Source organism: Alteromonas sp. AWM4_230, from assembly GCF_056158305.1.
In genome coordinates, this window is the sequence record NZ_JBSWTB010000001.1 from 3,205,764 (window position 1) to 3,225,566 (window position 19,803).

General features: G+C 44.5%; 18 protein-coding genes. 12 read left to right on the forward strand and 6 right to left on the reverse strand.

The genetic code is table 11. The annotated features are described in order from the left end of the window. The first annotated feature begins 40 nt into the window (after positions 1-40). Positions 41-856 carry an acyl-CoA thioesterase gene (locus ACXACS_RS13765; protein ID WP_474809277.1) on the forward strand — a complete coding sequence of 272 codons (816 nt, stop codon included), beginning with the start codon at positions 41-43 and terminating at the stop codon, positions 854-856. Positions 857-893: 37 nt separating this feature from the next. Here ACXACS_RS13765 and ACXACS_RS13770 read toward each other — a convergent pair whose 3' ends face one another. After that, entirely contained in the window at positions 894-1,739 is an 846-nt protein-coding gene (locus ACXACS_RS13770; RefSeq protein ID WP_474807365.1) for an HDOD domain-containing protein, read from the reverse strand. A gap of 489 nt (positions 1,740-2,228) precedes the next feature. On the opposite strand from ACXACS_RS13770, the gene ACXACS_RS13775 reads away from it, so the two are divergent. Further along, on the forward strand, positions 2,229-3,527 hold the full coding sequence (locus tag ACXACS_RS13775; protein WP_474807367.1) for a glycosyltransferase: 1,299 nt from the start codon (positions 2,229-2,231) through the stop codon (positions 3,525-3,527). A gap of 19 nt (positions 3,528-3,546) precedes the next feature. Here ACXACS_RS13775 and ACXACS_RS13780 read toward each other — a convergent pair whose 3' ends face one another. After that, positions 3,547-3,939: a SufE family protein gene (locus ACXACS_RS13780; RefSeq protein WP_474807369.1), complete on the reverse strand. Its 393-nt coding sequence runs from the start codon at positions 3,937-3,939 to the stop codon at positions 3,547-3,549. 16 nt (positions 3,940-3,955) lie between these two features. Further along, positions 3,956-4,351 (reverse strand): DUF2750 domain-containing protein, encoded by a 396-nt coding sequence (locus tag ACXACS_RS13785; RefSeq protein WP_474807370.1) that lies wholly within the window; start codon positions 4,349-4,351, stop codon positions 3,956-3,958. Positions 4,352-4,622: 271 nt separating this feature from the next. Here ACXACS_RS13785 and ACXACS_RS13790 point away from each other — a divergent pair, with 271 nt between their 5' ends. The 6 genes from ACXACS_RS13790 (at position 4,623) to ACXACS_RS13815 (ending at position 9,746) form a co-directional block, all read left to right on the forward strand. After that, positions 4,623-5,303 (forward strand): biliverdin-producing heme oxygenase, encoded by a 681-nt coding sequence (locus ACXACS_RS13790; RefSeq protein WP_474807372.1) that lies wholly within the window; start codon positions 4,623-4,625, stop codon positions 5,301-5,303. A 233-nt stretch (positions 5,304-5,536) separates the two neighbouring features. Then, positions 5,537-6,343 carry an exodeoxyribonuclease III gene (xthA, locus tag ACXACS_RS13795; RefSeq protein ID WP_474807374.1) on the forward strand — a complete coding sequence of 269 codons (807 nt, stop codon included), beginning with the start codon at positions 5,537-5,539 and terminating at the stop codon, positions 6,341-6,343. Positions 6,344-6,385: 42 nt separating this feature from the next. After that, positions 6,386-7,027 carry an energy-coupling factor ABC transporter permease gene (locus ACXACS_RS13800; protein ID WP_474807377.1) on the forward strand — a complete coding sequence of 214 codons (642 nt, stop codon included), beginning with the start codon at positions 6,386-6,388 and terminating at the stop codon, positions 7,025-7,027. A gap of 103 nt (positions 7,028-7,130) precedes the next feature. After that, on the forward strand, positions 7,131-8,306 hold the full coding sequence (locus tag ACXACS_RS13805) for an FIST signal transduction protein (RefSeq protein WP_474807379.1): 1,176 nt from the start codon (positions 7,131-7,133) through the stop codon (positions 8,304-8,306). Continuing rightward, positions 8,303-8,893 carry a hypothetical protein gene (locus tag ACXACS_RS13810; protein WP_474807381.1) on the forward strand — a complete coding sequence of 197 codons (591 nt, stop codon included), beginning with the start codon at positions 8,303-8,305 and terminating at the stop codon, positions 8,891-8,893. Before ACXACS_RS13805 ends, ACXACS_RS13810 begins: the two co-directional genes overlap by 4 nt. Then, the gene (locus tag ACXACS_RS13815; RefSeq protein WP_474807383.1) at positions 8,847-9,746 is read left to right on the forward strand and encodes a sensor histidine kinase; all 900 of its coding nucleotides are present in this window, start codon (positions 8,847-8,849) and stop codon (positions 9,744-9,746) included. The genes ACXACS_RS13810 and ACXACS_RS13815 overlap by 47 nt, the downstream gene beginning before the upstream one ends. Positions 9,747-9,769: 23 nt before the next feature. Here ACXACS_RS13815 and ACXACS_RS13820 read toward each other — a convergent pair whose 3' ends face one another. Both ACXACS_RS13820 and ACXACS_RS13825 read right to left on the reverse strand, forming a co-directional pair. Beyond that, entirely contained in the window at positions 9,770-10,333 is a 564-nt protein-coding gene (locus ACXACS_RS13820; RefSeq protein ID WP_118489551.1) for a phosphoribosyltransferase, read from the reverse strand. A gap of 77 nt (positions 10,334-10,410) precedes the next feature. Continuing rightward, positions 10,411-11,814 carry an FtsX-like permease family protein gene (locus ACXACS_RS13825; RefSeq protein ID WP_474807385.1) on the reverse strand — a complete coding sequence of 468 codons (1,404 nt, stop codon included), beginning with the start codon at positions 11,812-11,814 and terminating at the stop codon, positions 10,411-10,413. Between the two features lie 192 nt (positions 11,815-12,006). Here ACXACS_RS13825 and ACXACS_RS13830 point away from each other — a divergent pair, with 192 nt between their 5' ends. The 4 genes from ACXACS_RS13830 (at position 12,007) to ACXACS_RS13845 (ending at position 18,592) form a co-directional block, all read left to right on the forward strand. Beyond that, the gene (locus tag ACXACS_RS13830) at positions 12,007-12,609 is read left to right on the forward strand and encodes a PilZ domain-containing protein (RefSeq protein ID WP_474807387.1); all 603 of its coding nucleotides are present in this window, start codon (positions 12,007-12,009) and stop codon (positions 12,607-12,609) included. 58 nt (positions 12,610-12,667) lie between these two features. Then, positions 12,668-16,165, forward strand: coding sequence for a transcription-repair coupling factor (mfd, locus tag ACXACS_RS13835; RefSeq protein ID WP_474807389.1), 3,498 nt, complete (start codon positions 12,668-12,670; stop codon positions 16,163-16,165). 1 nt (position 16,166) lies between these two features. Then, positions 16,167-17,927 (forward strand): CsiV family protein, encoded by a 1,761-nt coding sequence (locus ACXACS_RS13840; RefSeq protein ID WP_474807391.1) that lies wholly within the window; start codon positions 16,167-16,169, stop codon positions 17,925-17,927. A 149-nt stretch (positions 17,928-18,076) separates the two neighbouring features. Beyond that, on the forward strand, positions 18,077-18,592 hold the full coding sequence (locus ACXACS_RS13845) for a cob(I)yrinic acid a,c-diamide adenosyltransferase (protein ID WP_474807393.1): 516 nt from the start codon (positions 18,077-18,079) through the stop codon (positions 18,590-18,592). A 133-nt stretch (positions 18,593-18,725) separates the two neighbouring features. Here the strand turns inward: ACXACS_RS13845 and nagZ are convergent, their stop codons facing one another. Then, entirely contained in the window at positions 18,726-19,736 is a 1,011-nt protein-coding gene (gene nagZ, locus ACXACS_RS13850) for a beta-N-acetylhexosaminidase (protein WP_474809279.1), read from the reverse strand. Between the last annotated feature and the right edge of the window lie 67 nt (positions 19,737-19,803).

The window sequence follows — 19,803 nt, forward strand, 5'->3', positions numbered from 1 at the left end:
CGATGACACCCACTTAACTCATCAGACCAGACAAGCCAATATGACAGTAGATGAATTGCTCAATATTCCCCAACTATCACAAACATCGGAAAATACCTGGAAAGTTGACGGGCTCGTCATTCCTAAAACTTGGGGTCAAGGACGAACGGCGTTTGGCGGCATTTCTGCCGGTATGCTGTATACCGCTGTGAAACAACAAGTAACTGATAATCGGGTGTTACGCTCTTTTACTACTAACTTTGTTGGCCCTTTGTCCCTCGAAGCCCCCTTCTCTATCGAAGTTACCCTATTAAGAACGGGTAAAAATGTTTCGCAGTATACCGCGCATGCCATTCAAGACGGCAAAAGCTGCGTCTTTTCCCAAGCGTGTTTCGGGGTCGCTAGAGAATCTGGTATTAAGGTAGAAAATAACGAAAGGCATGATATGCCTTTGCCTAGCAAAGCAAAATTCATCCCGCAAATCCCGAAGGTTACGCCAAAGTTTTTACGTTACTTTGACTTAGCCATTGAAGATGGCGGTATTCCTTTTACGCGAAGAAAAACAAGCCACTACCACGGATTCATGCGGTTTAAACAAGCTCCTGCGGCGATAACTGATGCACACATCATTACCATGATTGATGCCTGGCCGCCTACGCTATTGCAAATGATGAAGTTGCCGGCACCTGCTAGCACGGTTAGCTGGAATTTAGAATTTATCCACCCGCATAAGCCGGTGAGCCCTGCCGATTGGTTCGGCTACAAAGCCCATACTAGACAGGCAGCTGACGGTTATGGTCACACGGAAGCGACAATTTGGGATAAAGATAACGAAGTCATTGCAATAAGTAGACAAACCGTAGCGATTTTTGACTAATCGCTACGGCATTAGCTGTGGCTAAAGGCGTTTAGCCTTAATAGAGCATAAACGCGTTAGGATTAAACAAGGAAATAACCGAAATACATTGAAGGTTAGTTATATCTAGCGCGTCTTCCAGATCCTCGCGATTTAGCGACAACGCCTCGTGCATCTCAGGTTTTAAATTGTGATAGCTTGGATAAATTTCTGGGTTTACGTTATCTAGTGCCAACACGTAAGAAAGCTGTAGAATTTTATCTTCTACATTTGCCTCTACATCTTCGCCTTTGTGAATACTGGCAATTGGCGTATAAATTGAACTAGGGATTTCCCATTTTTCAATCAGTCTTGCCGACAGGTCTGCGTAGGTAAACCCTAATACGCCAAATTGAAGCTCTGCGGGACTTACCCGTGCATTAAATGCCTGACAGCGAGTTGCCGACTCAGGCAAAAGCGAAACGGTAACTAGCTCTCCAATATTGTGAAGCAGCCCGGAAACGAAAAGTCTTTCGGGCTCTCTAATATTGCGCATATCGGCAAAATACTTGGCCAATAACCCGCAAGAAACGCTTTGTTCCCAGAACTTGTCTAAGTCTATTGCTTGGCCATTTACTTCGCTAAATGCCTGACTTACACCATAGGCAAGCGCCAAATCGTAGGTCGAACGGGTCCCCACCACCTGGATAGCCCTTGTTATGGTGTCAATCTTATTGGGAAAACGATAGAGTGCTGAGTTTGCCACTCTAAGCAGCTGGGTAGCCAATGACGGGTCGAAAGCAATGATATCGCCAATATCGTCAATGCTTGAAGCTTCATCGTCCATACAAGCTTTAAGTCGCGTTACCGAGTCAGGTAAAACAAAGAGGTCTTCCGCTTTCGAAACTAATTCATCTAAATTCATTCGTGCACTCTCTTCAATGCAGTCTTTGTCATTGTCGTGTTCAAGGCACCTCCATTCGCCAAGAGCTTAATTAAGGTATAGGCGTTAAAACTAAAGAGGTCAATTAATATCGCCTAGTAAAAAAGTATGATTTCTTTACTAATCAGGCAGTTAAAAACTCTTAAAAAAGTAACTATTAATTGATGTTCTTTTATAAGTATAAGCTGTTTTTTCAACCCTGAGCATTATCAATTTTGGTAATACACTAGACTACAAGACATCTCTGGAGTTCCTTGAACATGCCGGAACGTCGCGTATTATAACGAGCAGCTTGTTTTCACAAACCTAAAATTCTATTTCAAAGAAAAACTTAGGGTAATTACCTATAAGAATTAGAATTTCTAAGGCACACTCCCTCTGACTAATGGCGAGCGCAGTTTTGTGATAGCATTTGCCGCAAAATAACAGTGCAGTTCAGGCACAATTTAAATAAGAGTTGTAATTCGTACCATGTTAAATGTTGTTGTAGTCGGCTATGTATGGCCCGAGCCTAATTCCTCAGCAGCGGGGCAGAATATGCTATCTATTATTAAGCATTGCTTAGCCGCTAACTTCAACGTGACTTTCTTAACAGCCGCCACCGATAGCGAGCACAAAGCCGATCTTCTAGCCATGGGGGTAAATGTTCAGCCTGTGGCGCTAAACTGCAGTTCATTTAACACTCTTATTGCAGAGATAGCCCCAGACGTCGTTATTTTTGATCGCTACATGACTGAAGAACAGTTTTCCTGGCGAGTAAAAGAAGTTTGCCCGAATGCGCTAAGAGTGCTTAATACTGAAGATTTACATAGCCTTCGCCAAGCACGACATGAAGCGGTAAAAAAGCATGGCGATGCAAAACTAGCGCATCTATATAGCGAACTGGCCCAAAGAGAAATTGCCTCGATTATTCGAAGCGATCTAACCTTGGTTATTTCAAAAAAAGAAATGGCCTTATTGACTGAACACTACGGTGTACCTTCAGCGCAAATTCAGTATCATCCTCTCGTAGTTGGCCGTTCTATAAGCCCTGCCCCATCTTTTGAGCAACGCTCACATTTTATCCATATTGGTAACTTTCGCCATGCGCCAAATTGGGACGCGGTTTTGCAATTAAAGCAGTATCTGTGGCCTTCAATCAAAAAAGCATTGCCTCATGCTGAATTGCATATTTACGGCGCTTACCCACCTAAGAAAGCAACGCAACTTCACAACGAGAAACAAGGCTTCTTAGTAAAGGGCTGGGCCAACGATGTTGAGTCTGTAATGAAAAATGCTAGAGCCCTTATCGCTCCTTTGCGATTCGGCGCGGGGATAAAAGGAAAGTTGCTTGATGCAATGCGCTGCGGCACACCAAGCGTCACAACCTGGATTGGCGCAGAGGGTATTGTTGAAGATAGCGTTAATGTAAATAGCGAGATGAGCGCCAAAGTCGAACACGAGGTTAAAAATCTGCAATCGGCACAATGGCCTGGTGCTCTATGCGATGCTGATACTTCTAATGTGGCGGTTATTCAAGATTACGTTGAAAAGGCAGTAGCGCTGTATGAAGATGAGAAGATATGGAGTTTAGCCAATAATCACGCAGTTAGCTTGCTAGACGTATTTAAACAGCAGCAGCCAGAAGTGCCGTTTATTGAAAGAATAAGTGAGTTAAAACAAGGACTAGATAAACATAGGGATGCTTTGTTTATGCAAGGTTTGTTGTGGCATCAAACGCTTGCAGCAAGTAAATATATGAGCCAGTGGATTGAAGCAAAAAACAAGTAGAGGGGCGAGAAAGAAGCGCCTATACGCCCTTCAACTTTGCTATCACTGACTTTATTCCGTTGCCTCTCGACTGACTTAGATATCGCTCTAACTGGCAACGAGATAAATAACTTTCAAAGTCAAAACTTTCACGCTGCGCTTCGGACAAGGTATTGGCTTTTTCAAGTAATACTGCAAGTACACCCCGAATCACCTTACTTGGTGAGTACGCCATAATGCCGCCTTGTTCCGTTGAATATGCCATCCACACAGGGCTCTCACATCCTTCAACAGCTGTGTCTGAAGTACGTTCGTCTAGAGGGAGTGGCGTTAAAGATTTACCCGCTAACATAAGCGTGCGAGTGAAATCATCCCACCCCTTCGAAGCGGCAAGCGATGAAGCTAAAGGAAGCAAAGTTTCATCCGAATTCATCTGCTGTAAGCCCAGACTAATTGCCGTTTAGTTCGGCAGCTAAATCTTCTGCGGTCATAACTAAGTTTTCAACGTCACTTGTTGTTGGAAACATAACCAGTTCTACACCATTTTTTGTAAGACCAGGCAGCCAAGTTTCTGTAAACTCAGCCAATTCAACGCTTACGCATTGGCCTTCTATTTCATTTATGTCTACGAACTTTTGCGCCAAGTCGCGATGTGGGAATACGGGTAATTGAACACTCTCGCCGCCTTCGAACATAACAAAGCCTTCACTGCCCTGTATCATCCATATTTCTTTTGCTTTCGCTATATAGCTAACAACAAGTTCTTGTCGTTCTTCAGCACTTAGCTTCATTGCCTGCTCAATGACCGCATCGTTCAACTTGTCTGCAATTGTTTCTGGAAACACGCTTATTCACCTATCTCAAAATTTGGGGCAAGTATACCCGCACCAGCAAAAGGCGCAATGCAATAGTCACCAAAACCTCTCTTACAAAGACACCCACGCTAAAAACAACAAACTATCCTTACAAAGACACCCACCCAAACCAACAATCAACCGAGCTCATTTGAAATTATTTAGCTTTTCTTCAATTCACTACCGGTTACAGAGACACCCATGCTAAAGTAAAGCCCAATCGATTTTAACTACAAAGCAACGACACCAAGATACTTAAACCATGCGCAACCTTTTCACTGCTCTTAAGCAAGACACCCATGCAAACCACGATATTCTGGAAAACACTTTCCCATTTTCCATTTACCACAAAGACAGTTTGTTCGATGAAAAGGCATACCTCGCTATTTTAAAAATCATGAGTATGTTCCACCAAGCCGCGGCAAACGCCGTTCAACGAGCTGAACTCAAAGTTCCAGCCCTTGCTACAGTGGCTTCGATGATAAACAGTGATGCAATTCAAGATGCGCTAAATCAAGATATTCTTGCGCTTGCCAAAAATTCAATTAACAAAGACATCGACGCTCCAGATATATACACAGGCCAGACTTACAAAGAAACCCACCACAACAAACTATCTATGCCATTCAGCAGCTCGCCCATCAGCCAAGCTATTTCAGCTATATACGTATGGTTAGGCTCATCGATGGGAGCGAATATCATTGTTCGTAGGTTAAATGCCATTGAGCGCGATATACCTACAAACTATTACCAAGCCATGGCTGGGTGTGCGAAAGCATGGGCGTCATTCAAACAAGAAGTCGAAAAGCTACTCCTTGAACTCGAGCAAGAAAATGAGAGCTTTGTTGCAGATGCAGTAAAAGATGCGAATGCATGGTTTGAATATCTGATTTCACTAGCAGAAGTTGATATGCACGACAATACTACTCAGGCTGTGGGTTAGCTAGCATAGCGCAGTTAAAAACAAAGGCTATTTCCGCCATAGGCAGAAATCGCGCGGTAATTCGTTTCAATCACACCCACCGGCATCACCGGGCGACGCACAAGCTGCCTAGCTATAAATAAACTTAATCCATCCAATCGACTGAATGCATTAATATATCGGTAGTTCTTCGTTAAGCGCTTGCTTAGTTTCTGGTAGACTTAACTCAACGTTGAAACAACAAAAACATAAACATGAAAGTAATCTCATTTAATATAAACGGCATACGCGCCCGCTTGCACCAACTACAAGCAGTTACTGACGCTCACCAACCAGATATTATTGGCTTGCAAGAAATCAAGGTTCATAACGAGCAGTTTCCAGTAGAAGCCGTGGAAGCCATGGGCTATCACGTTTATTTCCACGGGCAGAAAAGTCACTACGGCGTAGCGTTTTTAGCAAAGAAAGAAGCCCTTTCTGTTTCTATGGGTTTTCCTACCGACGAAGAAGATGCCCAGCGTAGAATGATCATCTTAAAAACCACTGATGAAGCTGGCGAACCTGTAACTATCCTAAATGGTTATTTCCCCCAAGGTGAAAACGAAAAGCACGAAACAAAATACCCTGCTAAGCGCAAGTTTTATAGAGATTTAATGACGTATTTGAACGAGAACCACACGCCAGATGAAAACGTCATTGTGATGGGCGATGTGAACATCTCCCATACAGATCTAGACATCGGCATTGGTGAAGAAAACAAAAAGCGCTGGTTGAGAACAGGTAAATGTAGCTTTTTGCCGGAAGAACGTGAGTGGTTGAACACTCTTATCGACTGGGGTTTTGAGGATAGCTTTAGAACACTTCACCCTGAATCTAATGACAAGTTTTCGTGGTTCGACTATCGCTCAAAAGGTTTTAACGACAACCGCGGCCTTCGCATTGACCTAATACTGGCTACAAAAACTTTGCATTCACGCCTGCAGGACGCTGGCATCGATTATGAATTAAGAGGCATTGAAAAGCCGTCGGACCATGCCCCAATTTGGGCCGAATATAACTAGTTAGCTGATAGCGAATAAAGTAGCGCCGTATAAGGGGTACCAGTGAGTTCATTACAGTTGTTGGCATCGCTAATCTATGGCGCGTTTTTGCTGGGCGCGGCTAAGCACATCGACTTTACTCACTTTGCTCGCAACAAGCAGCAGCAACACCTTATATTCGGCACCGCTGCCTCTCTATTTGTGCTTTGGTTGTTTAAAGCGGGAATTTTTGAAGGCTTAGATGTTCATTTTCTAGGCCTTTCTGTTCTCACCCTTATGTTGGGCTTTAGAAATGCCATTATTGCCTCATTTATCACGCTTTTGGGGGCAAACCTCATAGGTTACGGCACGTGGGAAAACTTCGGTGTGAATGGTCTGCTTGGAACTATTTTGCCAATTGGAACAACCTACCTTTTCTACATGTTGTCTTTCCACCATATCCCCAGACAACTGTTTGTATATATCTTTGTATGTGCCTTTTTTCCTGCCGCACTATCAATCGCTTTTAAAACCTTATCGCTAGGCGCCTTCTATTATTTTGAAGGTACGTATACTTGGGACATCGTTTTCGATAACTATATTTTACTAATCCCGCTATTAGTGTTTCCAGAAGCACTTCTAAACGGAATGGCTATTACTCTACTCGTTATTTACCAGCCAACTTGGGTGTATACCTTCCACGACAAATTTTACCTGGATAATTAAACCCTTTACCTCTTCAAATCACTTCACTTATTAAACTAAAAGTTAATAAGCTTTTTCTAATTTCAACCTATGATTAAAGAGTGAAGTCGAGTGGTAGAGCTAAATGAAAATTCAGACATTTGCATTACAGTGCGACGGTACTGAAAGCGTAACATCGCAACTAGAGAGTGTTTTAGCCGATGAAAGGCCTTCACTACTCATCGGTTACGGCAATACCGATTTATCATTAGATACACTTTCAAGAACTATAACCGATACAGCGCTACCATTTTTCATCTCTAGTTCTTGCTTAGGTGCGTTGCTTTGCGATAACAACATAGCCTCGCCTAACTGTGATTTAGCCTTGTTCTGTATTAACGATGAAAACGGGGCTTACGGTGTAGGCAGTGCCGACATTACTGAATGCAGCCCATTTAAAGCAGGAGCAGTATCGCTGCAAAAAGCATTGGCAAATGCAGAAAGACCCTATGAGAGTCCAGCACTTATCTGGTGCTCGCTTCCCCCAGGCGATGAAGAAAGCATACTCGAGGGTTTTGCCAGCGTCGTGGGAACAAAGGTTCCTATCTTTGGGGGCTCAATGGCAGACAATACGGTTTCAGGCAATTGGAGCACAGTAACAACGACTTCCTCAGGGCCTAAAACCGTTGCCGTAGCAGTTCTATACCCTTCAACACCTTTGGGTTTAAGCTATAGCTCTGGTTACAAACCTACTGAAACTGTCTTTAAAGCCACTACAGCTCAAGGTCGGCAACTTCATCAACTCGATAATGGTAAAGCCAGCACTATCTACAATAATGCGACTAATGGCTTGATTGCACAACAGCTTAACGGCGGGCAAATATTAGGGCTTACTTCATCGGCGCCTTTGGGCAAGCCAGTTGAGCTGGACAATGGCGCAGTAAACTATCTTCTCTGCCATCCCGACTCGGTAGACGAAGATGGGACCCTTCATGTTTTTTCCGAAGTACAAGAAGGCGAAGAGCTGGTTTTAATGGAAGGAAATATTACAAGCCTCACCTCTCGTGCAGAGCGTGTTATCAATAATGCAATTATGCTGCTTCCGGAAAACAAAACGCCCGTTGGCGTATTGATGATTTATTGCGCCGGATGCCGGCTAATGGTTGGCGATGAGATAAACGCCATGTTGAACTCGTTACAAAAAACGTTTCCTTCTCTACCTATTTGTGGCCCGTTTACGTTTGGCGAACAAGGGCGATTTTTAGACGGCAAAAACAGACACGGTAACCTCATGATATCAGCGGTAGTGTTTTCCCAATGAATAAAGATTACGAAAACGTTTTAGAAGATCTGGCCCTTGTTTACCGCTTGAAACAACAAGCTGAGGCTCATAAAAAAGAAAGCGATGCATTGCTAGAAGGCACCCGGGTGCTGCTTACCGCTGAGGATGAAATAGATCTTTACAAGAAGATGTTTAGCGTTTTTAAGGGGCTTTACAACTACGAAGTATGCTTTGTGCTAGAGAATGAAAGCGCGGGCAAAATGAAATGTATAAATAGTACACATGACACTTTACTTGATACTGTTTGGGAGATAGACGATACCCTTTCTAGAGCCGTCAAAAGTGAACCCGTTGCATTGTTTAACGTTCAGCAACAGCCTACTTGGCAACAGCACTTGCCATTATTTGAAACTTCAGTCACATCGGTGCTTTATTGTCCGTTTAACGTACATCAGCAGCAGGCCGTTATTGTTTTTTGTCATCAATCACTGGGTTACTACACCCAAGAATACGTAGATATGGCCAACAGATATCGCACCTTTACGGAACAAATGGCAATGGGGATGCAGGCAAAAATTAATGACGCTGGAAACGGTGAGGCTGAAAGAAGAAAAAGCCAAAGTTGAAAAGAGCCTTATCGATTCTGAAAAAATGGCTTCTCTAGGGTTATTAGCAGCAGGTGTAGCCCACGAAATAAATAATCCGATAGCGTTTATCAATAGTAACATTCACTTTTTAAGAAACGTATTGCCTGCTTTATCCCAGATGCAGGATATAGTGTTGCAGTTGGCATCAAGTGCTAGCGATGAAGAAAGAGCGGAAATAGCGCAAGAAGCAATGCGGTGGCAATCGCGTAATAAGATTGATTCATTAAGCGATGAAATTGCAGATATTTGTGGGGAATCCGAAGAAGGCTTAAACAGAGTCACCGAGATAATCACCAGTCTTCGTTCATTTTCTCATGACGCCGACATGCTTGATGATGAAACTATTAATGTAAATGACTGTATTGCGCATGCCTTGAGGTTAGTAAATAGCGAATTAAAGCACCGCATTAAAATTCAACAGCACTTAACGGAAGTCCCTCTAATAAAAGGGAAAACCGGAAAGTTAAATCAGGTGTTGGTGAACCTTTTTGTCAATGCTGCGCAAGCGATGGATGATGGAGGCAAGTTAACCGTCTCTTCCTTTGAAGAAGATAACCATACCGTTATCACCATTAAAGACACGGGTTGTGGTATAGAAAAACACGCTCTGCAAAAACTTTTCGAGCCGTTTTACACCACTAAGCCTACAGGTAAAGGAACTGGTTTAGGACTTTATATTTCTTTTTCTATTGTTGAGGCCATGGGTGGCACTATTGCCGTAGATAGCGAGGTTAACGTGGGCACTACGTTTACGCTCTCGTTTCCAACGAATTTAGCCAATAAAAAAACCGCACAATCGTGCGGTTTAGATACGTTCGATAGCGATTCGTAATCGCTATTAAAGCTATATGGCTGTTACTTTTGGAATAAGATGTCCATAACGTCAGCCAACTCGCCTTTTCCTTCGCGGATCTCTTCTTCTGACAAGCCTGCGATTTCGTGAGGAAACACTAGCCATTCATCACTTTCGTTTACGTAGTAATCAGGCACAATATCAGTAGTGTTATTCTGAGGCTTATACCAAGGGCACGCAATGCGAATATCTTTTGGCATGTTCAAGCGCATAAGCTTGTTAATTTGCTTGATAAGCGCGTCAACACTTCGGCCTGAGTCAAAAACATCATCAACAATCAATAACTTGTCATCAGCATTCGCATTTTCAACCAAGTAGTGTAACCCGTGTACACGGATTTCTTTCGACTGTTTATTGATTCCATAGTAAGACGAAGTACGTACCGCGATGTGGTCGGTTGACGTATCTTTAAATTCAAAGAATTCTTGAACTGCGATACCAATTGGAGCACCACCACGCCAAATACCGATAATAAAGTCAGGGCGGAAGCCGTCTTCATACACCTTTGCCGCTAAGCGAAAGGAATCCTGTAGAAGCGATTGCGAGGTGATAAAATTCTTGTTCATGACGTCTCACTGAGCAAATTTTAAAAGACCGCGAGTATAGTGAATTTCACGGTCTTTTGCACGGTAAATTCAACTATTTATTCGTTTTGAAGAGCCTGAGACGGTGCAATTTTCATCGCTTTGCGTGCAGGATAAACGCTGGCTAAAACGCATAATAACAACGATAGCAAGGTAATGCTGATAATTTGCACTACGTCCATTTCAATAGGCAGCCCTCTTCCGTCAGCCGCTAGTGCTAACGGTGAACCTATTGCATCTAAAATATTATTCAGCTGAAGGGTTATAAAGACACCCAAGATAAGCCCGATACCTGCGCCTTTTATACCATTAAATAAGCCATTCAATACAAAAATCCACATTACCGTACTGGGCAACATGCCTTGAGTTTGAAGTACCGCAATATCGCCCTGCTTTTCGGTTACTACCATTACCAATGCAGACACTATGTTAAATGCAGCTACAGCGATAATAAGTAGTAGCATGAGTGTCATCATATTCTTTTCCATTTTTACAGCATCAAACAGTGGCCCCTGGCGCTCCCGCCACGTCCTAATATTATTTGCAGAGACACCCACCCTATCTGTTAACTCATTAACCACCGCTTGATAATTGAACGCATCATTCAGAAAGAGACGCAATGATTGTTTACTGCCTTGGGGGTCTCTCATTAAGCGATTCACGTCATCAAGGTTCATGTATATCACCTTGTCATCCATTTGCGAGCCCATATCGAAGACACCCACCACAGTCACAAGCCTCTGACTTGGCATTCTTCCAAACGGCGTATAAACACTGGCCCCTGCAACCATCACTCGCAGCCTGTCGCCTACACGCGCTTCAAGCTTTATAGCCAGTGAACGCCCAATGATAGCGGCGAAGCTACCTTTAGCGAGGTCACTGAATCGGCCTTGCTCCATATGGTTTGCAACTAAGGTGTGCTCAAGCATCACATCTGGCTGAACACCGTGAACCTGCACGCCGCGCAAGTCTGAGCGCGACTGCACTACGGCTTCAGCTTCTCTGTAATCCATACTGGCAACTACGCCTTCGATGGGTGTCATGCTAATTTCATCTAACGTTAAAGGATTAGGGGAAGTAACTTTTTGGGTGGGTGTCTCGCTAAGACTTTTTTGCATCTTTAACGTGGGTGTCTTACTTAGGTTGCCTGACTTTTGTTCGTTTAGCGTGGGTGTCTCTGCAACTTGTTTTTGGGTGGGTGTCTTGCTAAGGCTGTTGCTTGCGATGGGTGTCTTTGTAATTTCAGTCTTTGCAATTTCAATGTGGGGGACTATGCCGAGTATGCGCTGTTTTAACTGCCCTTCTAGGCCGTTCATTACGGATACTACGATAATAAGCGCCATCAAGCCTAGCGCGATACCGGCCACTGAAAATCGGTTTATAAATGAGACAAAACTGGTTTGGCTTGCTTTGTTAGACTTGGCATAACGATAAGCAATGAATGCAGAAAGAGGATAAAACATAGCGCCTTGCTTTTCAGTAATACGGTAATCTGCCTTACATTTAGCTATGCTTAGTGAATAAATAATTCAGATAAGTAGCCCAAAGGCGAGATGACGGGTTAACCCCAAAATAGTAAAGTGGGTATACTACATGTGACCGGTATACTACTTATAAGTTACTAGCGGCACAAGAAATAGTGGCAGAGGAATGATGTGAGCGAACTTAGCCTAGAACAAAAAAAAGCCCAATTCGATGAGTATTTTTCTATTGCGCACAGCATAAATGCCAATGTGCGCCCGTTACGTGACAATGAAAAAGTACCTGATGAGGACAACCTTGAAGACTCGATGCCCTATGCATTTCGCATTGCCAGCGAAATGGCCGCGTTAGAGGCACAAGCAATTCGCCCTTTAAGAAACTTAGGTGATCACGCTGAAACCTTGGCCGAATACTTAAATCATCAGTCACGAAAAATTGACCTAATGATGTCGTTTGTATTGCATCAACAGGATGAGCCCGAATACCGTTTCAAAACCGTAAAACTCGGTGGTGGTGGTGTAATTATTGAATCGTCTGATGCGCTGGAGGTAGGCACTAGAGCAGAGCTAAAGCTTTTTCTTGATGCCGAAGCCGCAGCAATTTTTTGTTTTGGCGAAGTTATTACTTGCGAGCAAGTAGAAGACAGTTACCATATCGCTTTTATTTTTAATACTATTCGAGAGCAAGATCAGGAGCTTCTAGTTCGCGCCAGTTTACATATTCAAACTCAACAGTTAAGAAAACGGGCGAAAGAGAAAAAAGCGGGATCTGAATAGCCCCTAACAACTGTATATAAGCCGTAAAACTCATCTTGCATTTAAAAAACAGGACGTCATGACAGCCACTTTATTATCGCTTCCCTTACCTGCGCCTAAAAAAGAAGCCTCATCACAAGATCACAAACAATGGGGCCAGCTTCAAGGTAGCAGCGCCGCGCTATGTATTAGCCAAACGCTAAACCAATACAAAGGCCCTATTGTATTGATTACCGCCGATACGCCATCGGCAATGAAGCTTGAAAAAGAAATAGCATTTTTCTTAAGCGATAATCAAAAAAATACGCCCATTACCCTGTTCCCAGACTGGGAAACGCTGCCATACGATTCCTTTTCGCCTCACCAAGATATTGTATCGCAACGGTTAGAAACCCTGTTTCGCTTTACCCAACAAGTGGAAGGCGTTTTTATTGTTCCTGTTAACACGCTAATGCAGCGCCTTGCGCCTACCGACTATTTAGCAAAGTACCTACTGATGCTAAATAAAGGCGACACCTTAGACAGAGACCAATTCAGGCGCAACCTAGAGCAAGCTGGCTATCTTCACGTTAGCCAGGTGATGAGCCATAGCGAATTCTCGGTACGCGGCAGCATTATCGACCTGTTCCCAATGGGTAGCGACCAGCCGTTTCGAATAGACTTATTCGACGATGAAATTGACTCTATTCGCTATTTCGATACTGAAACTCAGCGCTCTGGCGAAGCGGTAAATAAAATACGCTTACTACCGGCTCGAGAGTTTCCAACAGATAAAGAAGCAATCACCCTTTTCCGCCAGCAGTTTTTAGAAAAATTCGACGCCAACAACGCCTCTGAAAGCGTCTTTTCGCAAGTAAGCAAAGGTACCATGCCAAGCGGTGTGGAATATTACTTGCCTTTATTTTTCAAACAAACCGCGACTTTGTTCGATTACCTTCACCCGAAAAGCCTGCTGTTGCTTCACGGCGATGTGCAAGATGCCAGCGAGTTCTTCTGGGCCGATGTTCAAGAACGTTACGAGCAGTATCGCTATAACTTAGCTCGCCCGTTACTTGCACCAGATGAACTCTTTTTACCTATTAACGAGCTATTCGGTGCTATTAAGCAATGGCCTCGTGCGTCGCTTTCCAGCAAGGTACTTGAAGAAAAACAAGGTTCTACCAACCTTCAGTGCGAAAAACTGGATGACATTGCGATTAACTCGCAGAAAAAAGTACCTGCTGAACGACTTATTAAAACCGTAAATCAGGCCACTGACAACGGGGCTAAAGTACTGTTTTGTGCTGAAACCCAAGGTCGCCGAGAGGGTTTGATTACTGTGCTTGCCAAAGCAGGTATAAAACCCAAGATTGTTGATAGCTTTAGCGACTTCATCGCAAGCCACGACAGTATTGGTATTACCGTGGGTATGGTTGATAACAGCTTTCGCTGGCAAACCCAAGAAGGCGAGCTGTTATTTATCACAGAAACGGAGTTATTAGGCCAAAAAGTAAGCCAGCGCCGTTTACGTGATAAGCGCACCGCCACAGACGAAAGTGCCATTATTCGCAATTTGGCCGAGCTTTCTATTGGCCAACCGGTTGTGCATTTAGACCACGGCGTGGGCCGTTACCTAGGCTTGCAAACGCTAGATGCAGGCGGCGTTACCACTGAATACTTGTGTATTGAGTACGCCAAACAATCAAAATTGTACGTGCCCGTTGCCTCACTCCATTTAATTTCGCGCTACACAGGCGGAGACGCAGACAGCGCGCCAGTAAGCGCTTTAGGTTCTGACGCCTGGACAAAAGCCAAGCAAAAAGCCGCTGAAAAAGTCCGTGACGTGGCTGCGGAATTACTCGATGTATATGCACGCCGTGCCGCCAAGCCAGGTTTTGCTTACAATATAAACTGGGACGACTACCAAGCATTCTCAGACAGCTTCCCCTTTGAAGAAACGCCCGACCAGGCGCAAGCTATCGCTGCGGTTATGCACGACATGGGAAGCCCATCAGCTATGGATCGCTTAGTTTGCGGCGACGTAGGCTTCGGTAAAACCGAGGTTGCCATGCGAGCCGCATTCCTTGCCGCAAATGCAGGTAAACAGGTAGCTATATTAGTGCCTACTACCCTACTGGCTCAGCAACATTACGAGAACTTCAAAGACCGCTTCGCCGCCTGGCCGTTTGAAATTGAAGTAATGAGCCGCTTTGTCAGCGGTAAAGCGCAAAAGTCTGTGGTGGAGCGTATTGGCGAAGGTAAAGTCGATATCGTGGTAGGCACGCATAAGTTGCTATCTAGCGATATTAAGTACAAAGACTTAGGCCTTGTGATCATCGACGAAGAACACCGCTTTGGTGTGCGTCAAAAAGAGAAGCTAAAATCTTTACGTGCAGATGTAGATATTCTAACCCTTACCGCTACGCCTATTCCTCGTACGCTGAATATGGCGTTATCTGGTATGCGCGACTTATCTATTATCGCTACAGCGCCGGCGCGTCGTTTATCAATTAAAACCTTTGTACAGCAGCGCAATAAAGCCGTTATTCGCGAAGCCATCATGCGTGAAATTCTGCGTGGTGGTCAGGTTTACTTCCTTCATAATGAAGTGGAAAGCATTGCACGAACGGTGGAAGAGATTGCCGAAATTGTTCCTGAAGCACGTATAGCAATGGGGCACGGTCAAATGCGCGAGCGCGAACTAGAAGGCGTAATGAGCGACTTCTACCACCAGCGCTACAACGTACTAGTTTGTACCACTATTATTGAAACCGGTATCGACGTACCAAGCGCGAACACCATTATTATGGACAGGGCCGACCATTTAGGTTTAGCACAGCTTCACCAACTTCGTGGTCGCGTGGGTCGTTCACACCACCAAGCCTACGCTTACCTGTTAACACCGCATCCAAAGCGCATGACCAAAGATGCAGTGAAACGCTTAGAAGCCATATCTCAACTTGAAGATTTAGGTGCAGGTTTCGCCCTTGCTACCCACGACTTGGAAATTCGTGGTGCAGGTGAGCTTTTAGGTGACGATCAATCAGGGCAAATCGCCAGCATAGGTTTCAGCCTTTATATGGATATGCTCGATAAAGCCGTTAATGCACTTAAAGATGGTAGAGAGCCGTCGTTAGATGATGCAACATCAGGGCACACTGAGGTCGAACTGCGTATTCCGGCCCTACTGCCTGAAGATTATATTGCCGACGTTAACACTCGCCTATCGCTATATAAGCGCCTAGCAAGCTGCACCAACCAAGACGATATTGACGAGTTCCAGGTAGAGTGCATTGACCGTTTCGGTCTTTTACCAGAGCCTGCTAAAAACTTGATAGAAGTGGCTGAAATTAAACTAAAAGCCCAAGACTTAGGCATTCTAAAAGTAGACTTGTCGGCGCAAGGCGGTACCATAGAGTTTAAAGAAAACACTAAGGTCGACCCGGGCTTTATTATCAGCTTGGTACAAACTAAACCTAATACTTTCAAATTTGAAGGTAGCCAAAAACTGCGTTTGGTGAAAAAGACCGAAACAGCTAAAGAGCGCATCGCGTTTATTAGCGATATTATTGCCGATTTTGCAAAGGAGTCGCGATAACATGAAGTTATCTCGCTGGTGCCCGTTAGTCGCATCAATTAGCGCCGTATTTTTAACTACAATTTCGACCACAGCTTATGCCAACGATAACTGGTGGTTCGATGTGGAAGTGATTGCGTTTAAGCGCAACGTGGCACTGTCTGAATTAGAAGAGCAGTTTTCGCTAGCCGACAACTTAAACGCCCCTCGCGCTCAGGCAGACATCATCAGCGATGTAATTGCACCCGACATTAGCTATTTAAAGCAAGGCTTAGCCGTTTGCGGTGCAGACTCTACAATAAAATGGCCTAACAAAACCCTTTTTGATATTCCTTCAAAAGATGTAGATTTTTTATCGCTAGCTACCCCATCTAGCACACAAAATAGCGTTAAGAGTAAGGGCGCCTATAACAATGATACACAGGGTGTATCGCACTCTGACGCAACAAGCAGAGCCTACAATGATGCTTCAAGCGTGGCGGCAGGCGTCTCGTCTCGCACTTCAGGTGTAAATAATCAAAGAGAAACGGCGTTTAACAAAAGCCAAGATAACGCAGTTTATTCATCAACTGGGTATACCAGCAACACAGATTATTCATATGCCGAGACCGCAGGTAACGCACCAGATGCAGCAACAATTGCTAGCTACTGGACATGGTTTTTTGGTGTAAAACAAACAACGCCCGTTACTGTACCAGCCTTTAAGTTTTGCGAAGAAGCAAAACCTTGGCTTAGCGCAGAAATTACCACTGTACTAAACGTTATGGCCTCGACAGAGAGCGACGTGAACAATGAGGCAATGACAAGCGCGAATTCAGACAAAACCCGTGCAATTCAGTCTGCACTGAAGCCGGCCATAGTATGGAAGGTAAACAAGCCAGACAACAGGCTCCCTGCCCCTGCAAGTTTACCCATTGTTGTTGAAGGGCACGACTGGCCACTAGCCTCAAAAGCTCACCTGCTTACTAGTGAGCAACAAGCGCTATCATCTATCTCGCGTCAAATTCGCTCGAACCGACAGTTAGAACGCTTATTTCATGCTACCTGGCGTCAACCCGTTATGTTTGGCAAAAATAAGGCTTTTGATGTGCGCCTATATGGCGGTCAAAACTATGCACAGCAGTTCGATTTAAACGGCGATATGCGAGAGCAAGTGCAGCCCACCGCTGATATTGGCCAATCGCAAAATGGCAAGTCGGAATTTGGATATGGTGCAACCGCAGGTTTAAGCGCTAATAACACATCAAATACGCCAAACGACGACGCATTTAGCCCCGTAAGCACAAGCGAAGATGCGAATAGCACATACAATACTTCATCGTTAGGTGATGGTGAGTTAGCTAGCGTGTCTGATATTTTTGCTGACTTAGACCGCCGGCTTTCAAACCCACAAGCTATAAAGTATGAAGCGCTTAAAGCGCTAGATACTGCTATGATTGTGCAACAAGACGAAGATAACGGATCAGACGCAGCGTTAAGAACACCCATTTGGGAGATCGACGGCACAATAAAGGTATTTCTTAAATACATAAATCGCGTACCGTATCTTCATGTAGATGGTGAAATGTTTTATCGCCAACCAGTGCCGCTAAGCTACTTTAGCAGTGAAGAAAGTAACGCTGCATCAGCCGATCAAGCAACCCCAACCGAATACAAGTTGGTATCGATTCCGTTAGCCGAGCAGCGCCGAGTGATCAGTACTCAGCTACACTACTTCGACCACCCTTTATTCGGGTTTATAGTTCAGGTTCGCCGTTACAACCGCCCTAACGTCAGCGAGTAGCGTTTGTCGCGCCAGCTGCAGTATTGGCGCGTTCAGCTAGTTGCTAGTTGCGAGTTGCTAGTTGCTAGTTGCTAGTTGCTAGTTTGCAGCATTTAATGGCTTAGCGCGTAAAAGCAGAACGAGAAATGAGTTAAGAAAATAAGGTTTTTATGAAAATTTACACTCGCACTGGCGATAAAGGCAGTACGCAGATTTATGCCGACAAAGCCGTACGTGTTGATAAAGACGATTTGGTAGTACAAAGCTACGGTGACATGGACGAACTTAATAGTCACATTGGTTTGCTAGCCGCTTATGTTGCTAACGAACATAAGCCAATGCTGCACGATATTCAGCGTAACCTGTTCCAAGCTGGCTTTGCCATCTCTGCAAGCTCTACATTAAAGCAAGACGACGTTGAAAGTTTAGAAAGCCTAATAGACACCATTACTAGTAAAATGCCGCCCAATAATTCATTCGTACTGCCCGGCGGATGTAAAGCGGCAGCCCAGGCTCATGTATGCCGAGCCGTGTGCCGCCGTGCTGAACGCGCTGTTATCAGCCTTTCTAAACACTACGACGTACCCGAAGTAGTACACGCGTATTTGAACCGCTTAAGTGATTTCCTTTTCACCTTTGCGCGCTTTATGAATGTAGAAGCCGGGGTAGAAGAAACCGCGGTATAAAGAGCCAATTCTTAATTTGCCAACGACTAACCTAAGGGAGTAGTCGTCGGCAAAACCAGTGAAAGAGCAAGCAAAAGCACATCGAGAAAACCAGCAAGAACAACTGGCGAGCAAAACGGTAGGGTTAAAAAACCTACCGTTCGCTTAATTGCTTTACTAACTCAACGGCACTGTCGTACTTATCATTTAGCCCTGCAGGCATAACCCGCCCGTAAAGCGCCATAATCCGCTCTTGCTTCTGTGAATCGCCCTCACTTAAGTTAGAAAAGCGTGTTTCTAATCCATCCAAAATATTTTCGGCCCCTTCGGGGTTATTGCAAGCAAGTACCATGTCGCAGCCAGCATCTAGTGCAGCTTCAGCGCGCTCCACATAGCTTCCGGCAACACTTGCGCCATGCATAGACAAATCATCAGAAAATACAGCGCCACCAAAGCCCAAATCACGCTTAAGCACATCTTGTAGCCATTTTGGTGAAAACCCTGCTGGTTTATCGCACACCTGATTAAATATAACGTGGGCAGGCATAACGCCATCAAGCATTGCGCGCTGTATTAATCGTTCAAATACCACCATATCAGTGCTTCTTATCTCATCGAAATCACGCTCATCTACCGGTAATGCGATATGTGAGTCAGGGGCAACACTGCCGTGCCCAGGGAAATGCTTTCCAATAGCGGGCATATTGACGGTTTTTAGCCCTTGTATAAGGTGGGTAGCAAGACGTATCACCTCGTTCGCATTATCAGCAAATGCTCTATCGCCAATAACTTGCGATACACCGTTAATATCAAGCACAGGCGCAAAACTAAAATCAATATCTAAGATTTTAAGTTCATGTGCCAATACTAGCCCGCACGCCTTAGCATACGCTGCACTTTCATCCTGATGTTCCGACTGCTTTAAAATACTGCCCATTGCAGGTATAGCGGTAAAGCCCTCGCGGAAGCGCTGAACTCGGCCCCCTTCGTGATCAACCGCTATCAGTATAGGGCGTTTGGCATAGCGTCTTATATCCTGAACAAGCGCAGAAAGCTGGCGTTTGTCATGATAATTACGACTAAATAAAATTACGCCACCCACAACAGGATGGGCTAACTTTTCCTTTTCTTCAGGCGCAAGTTCTTCAGCCTGACAATCCAACATTAATGGTCCCACAGCACCGCCTTTGTATGTGTCATAAAACATCACTTCAATTTTGCTAGTTCTGTGG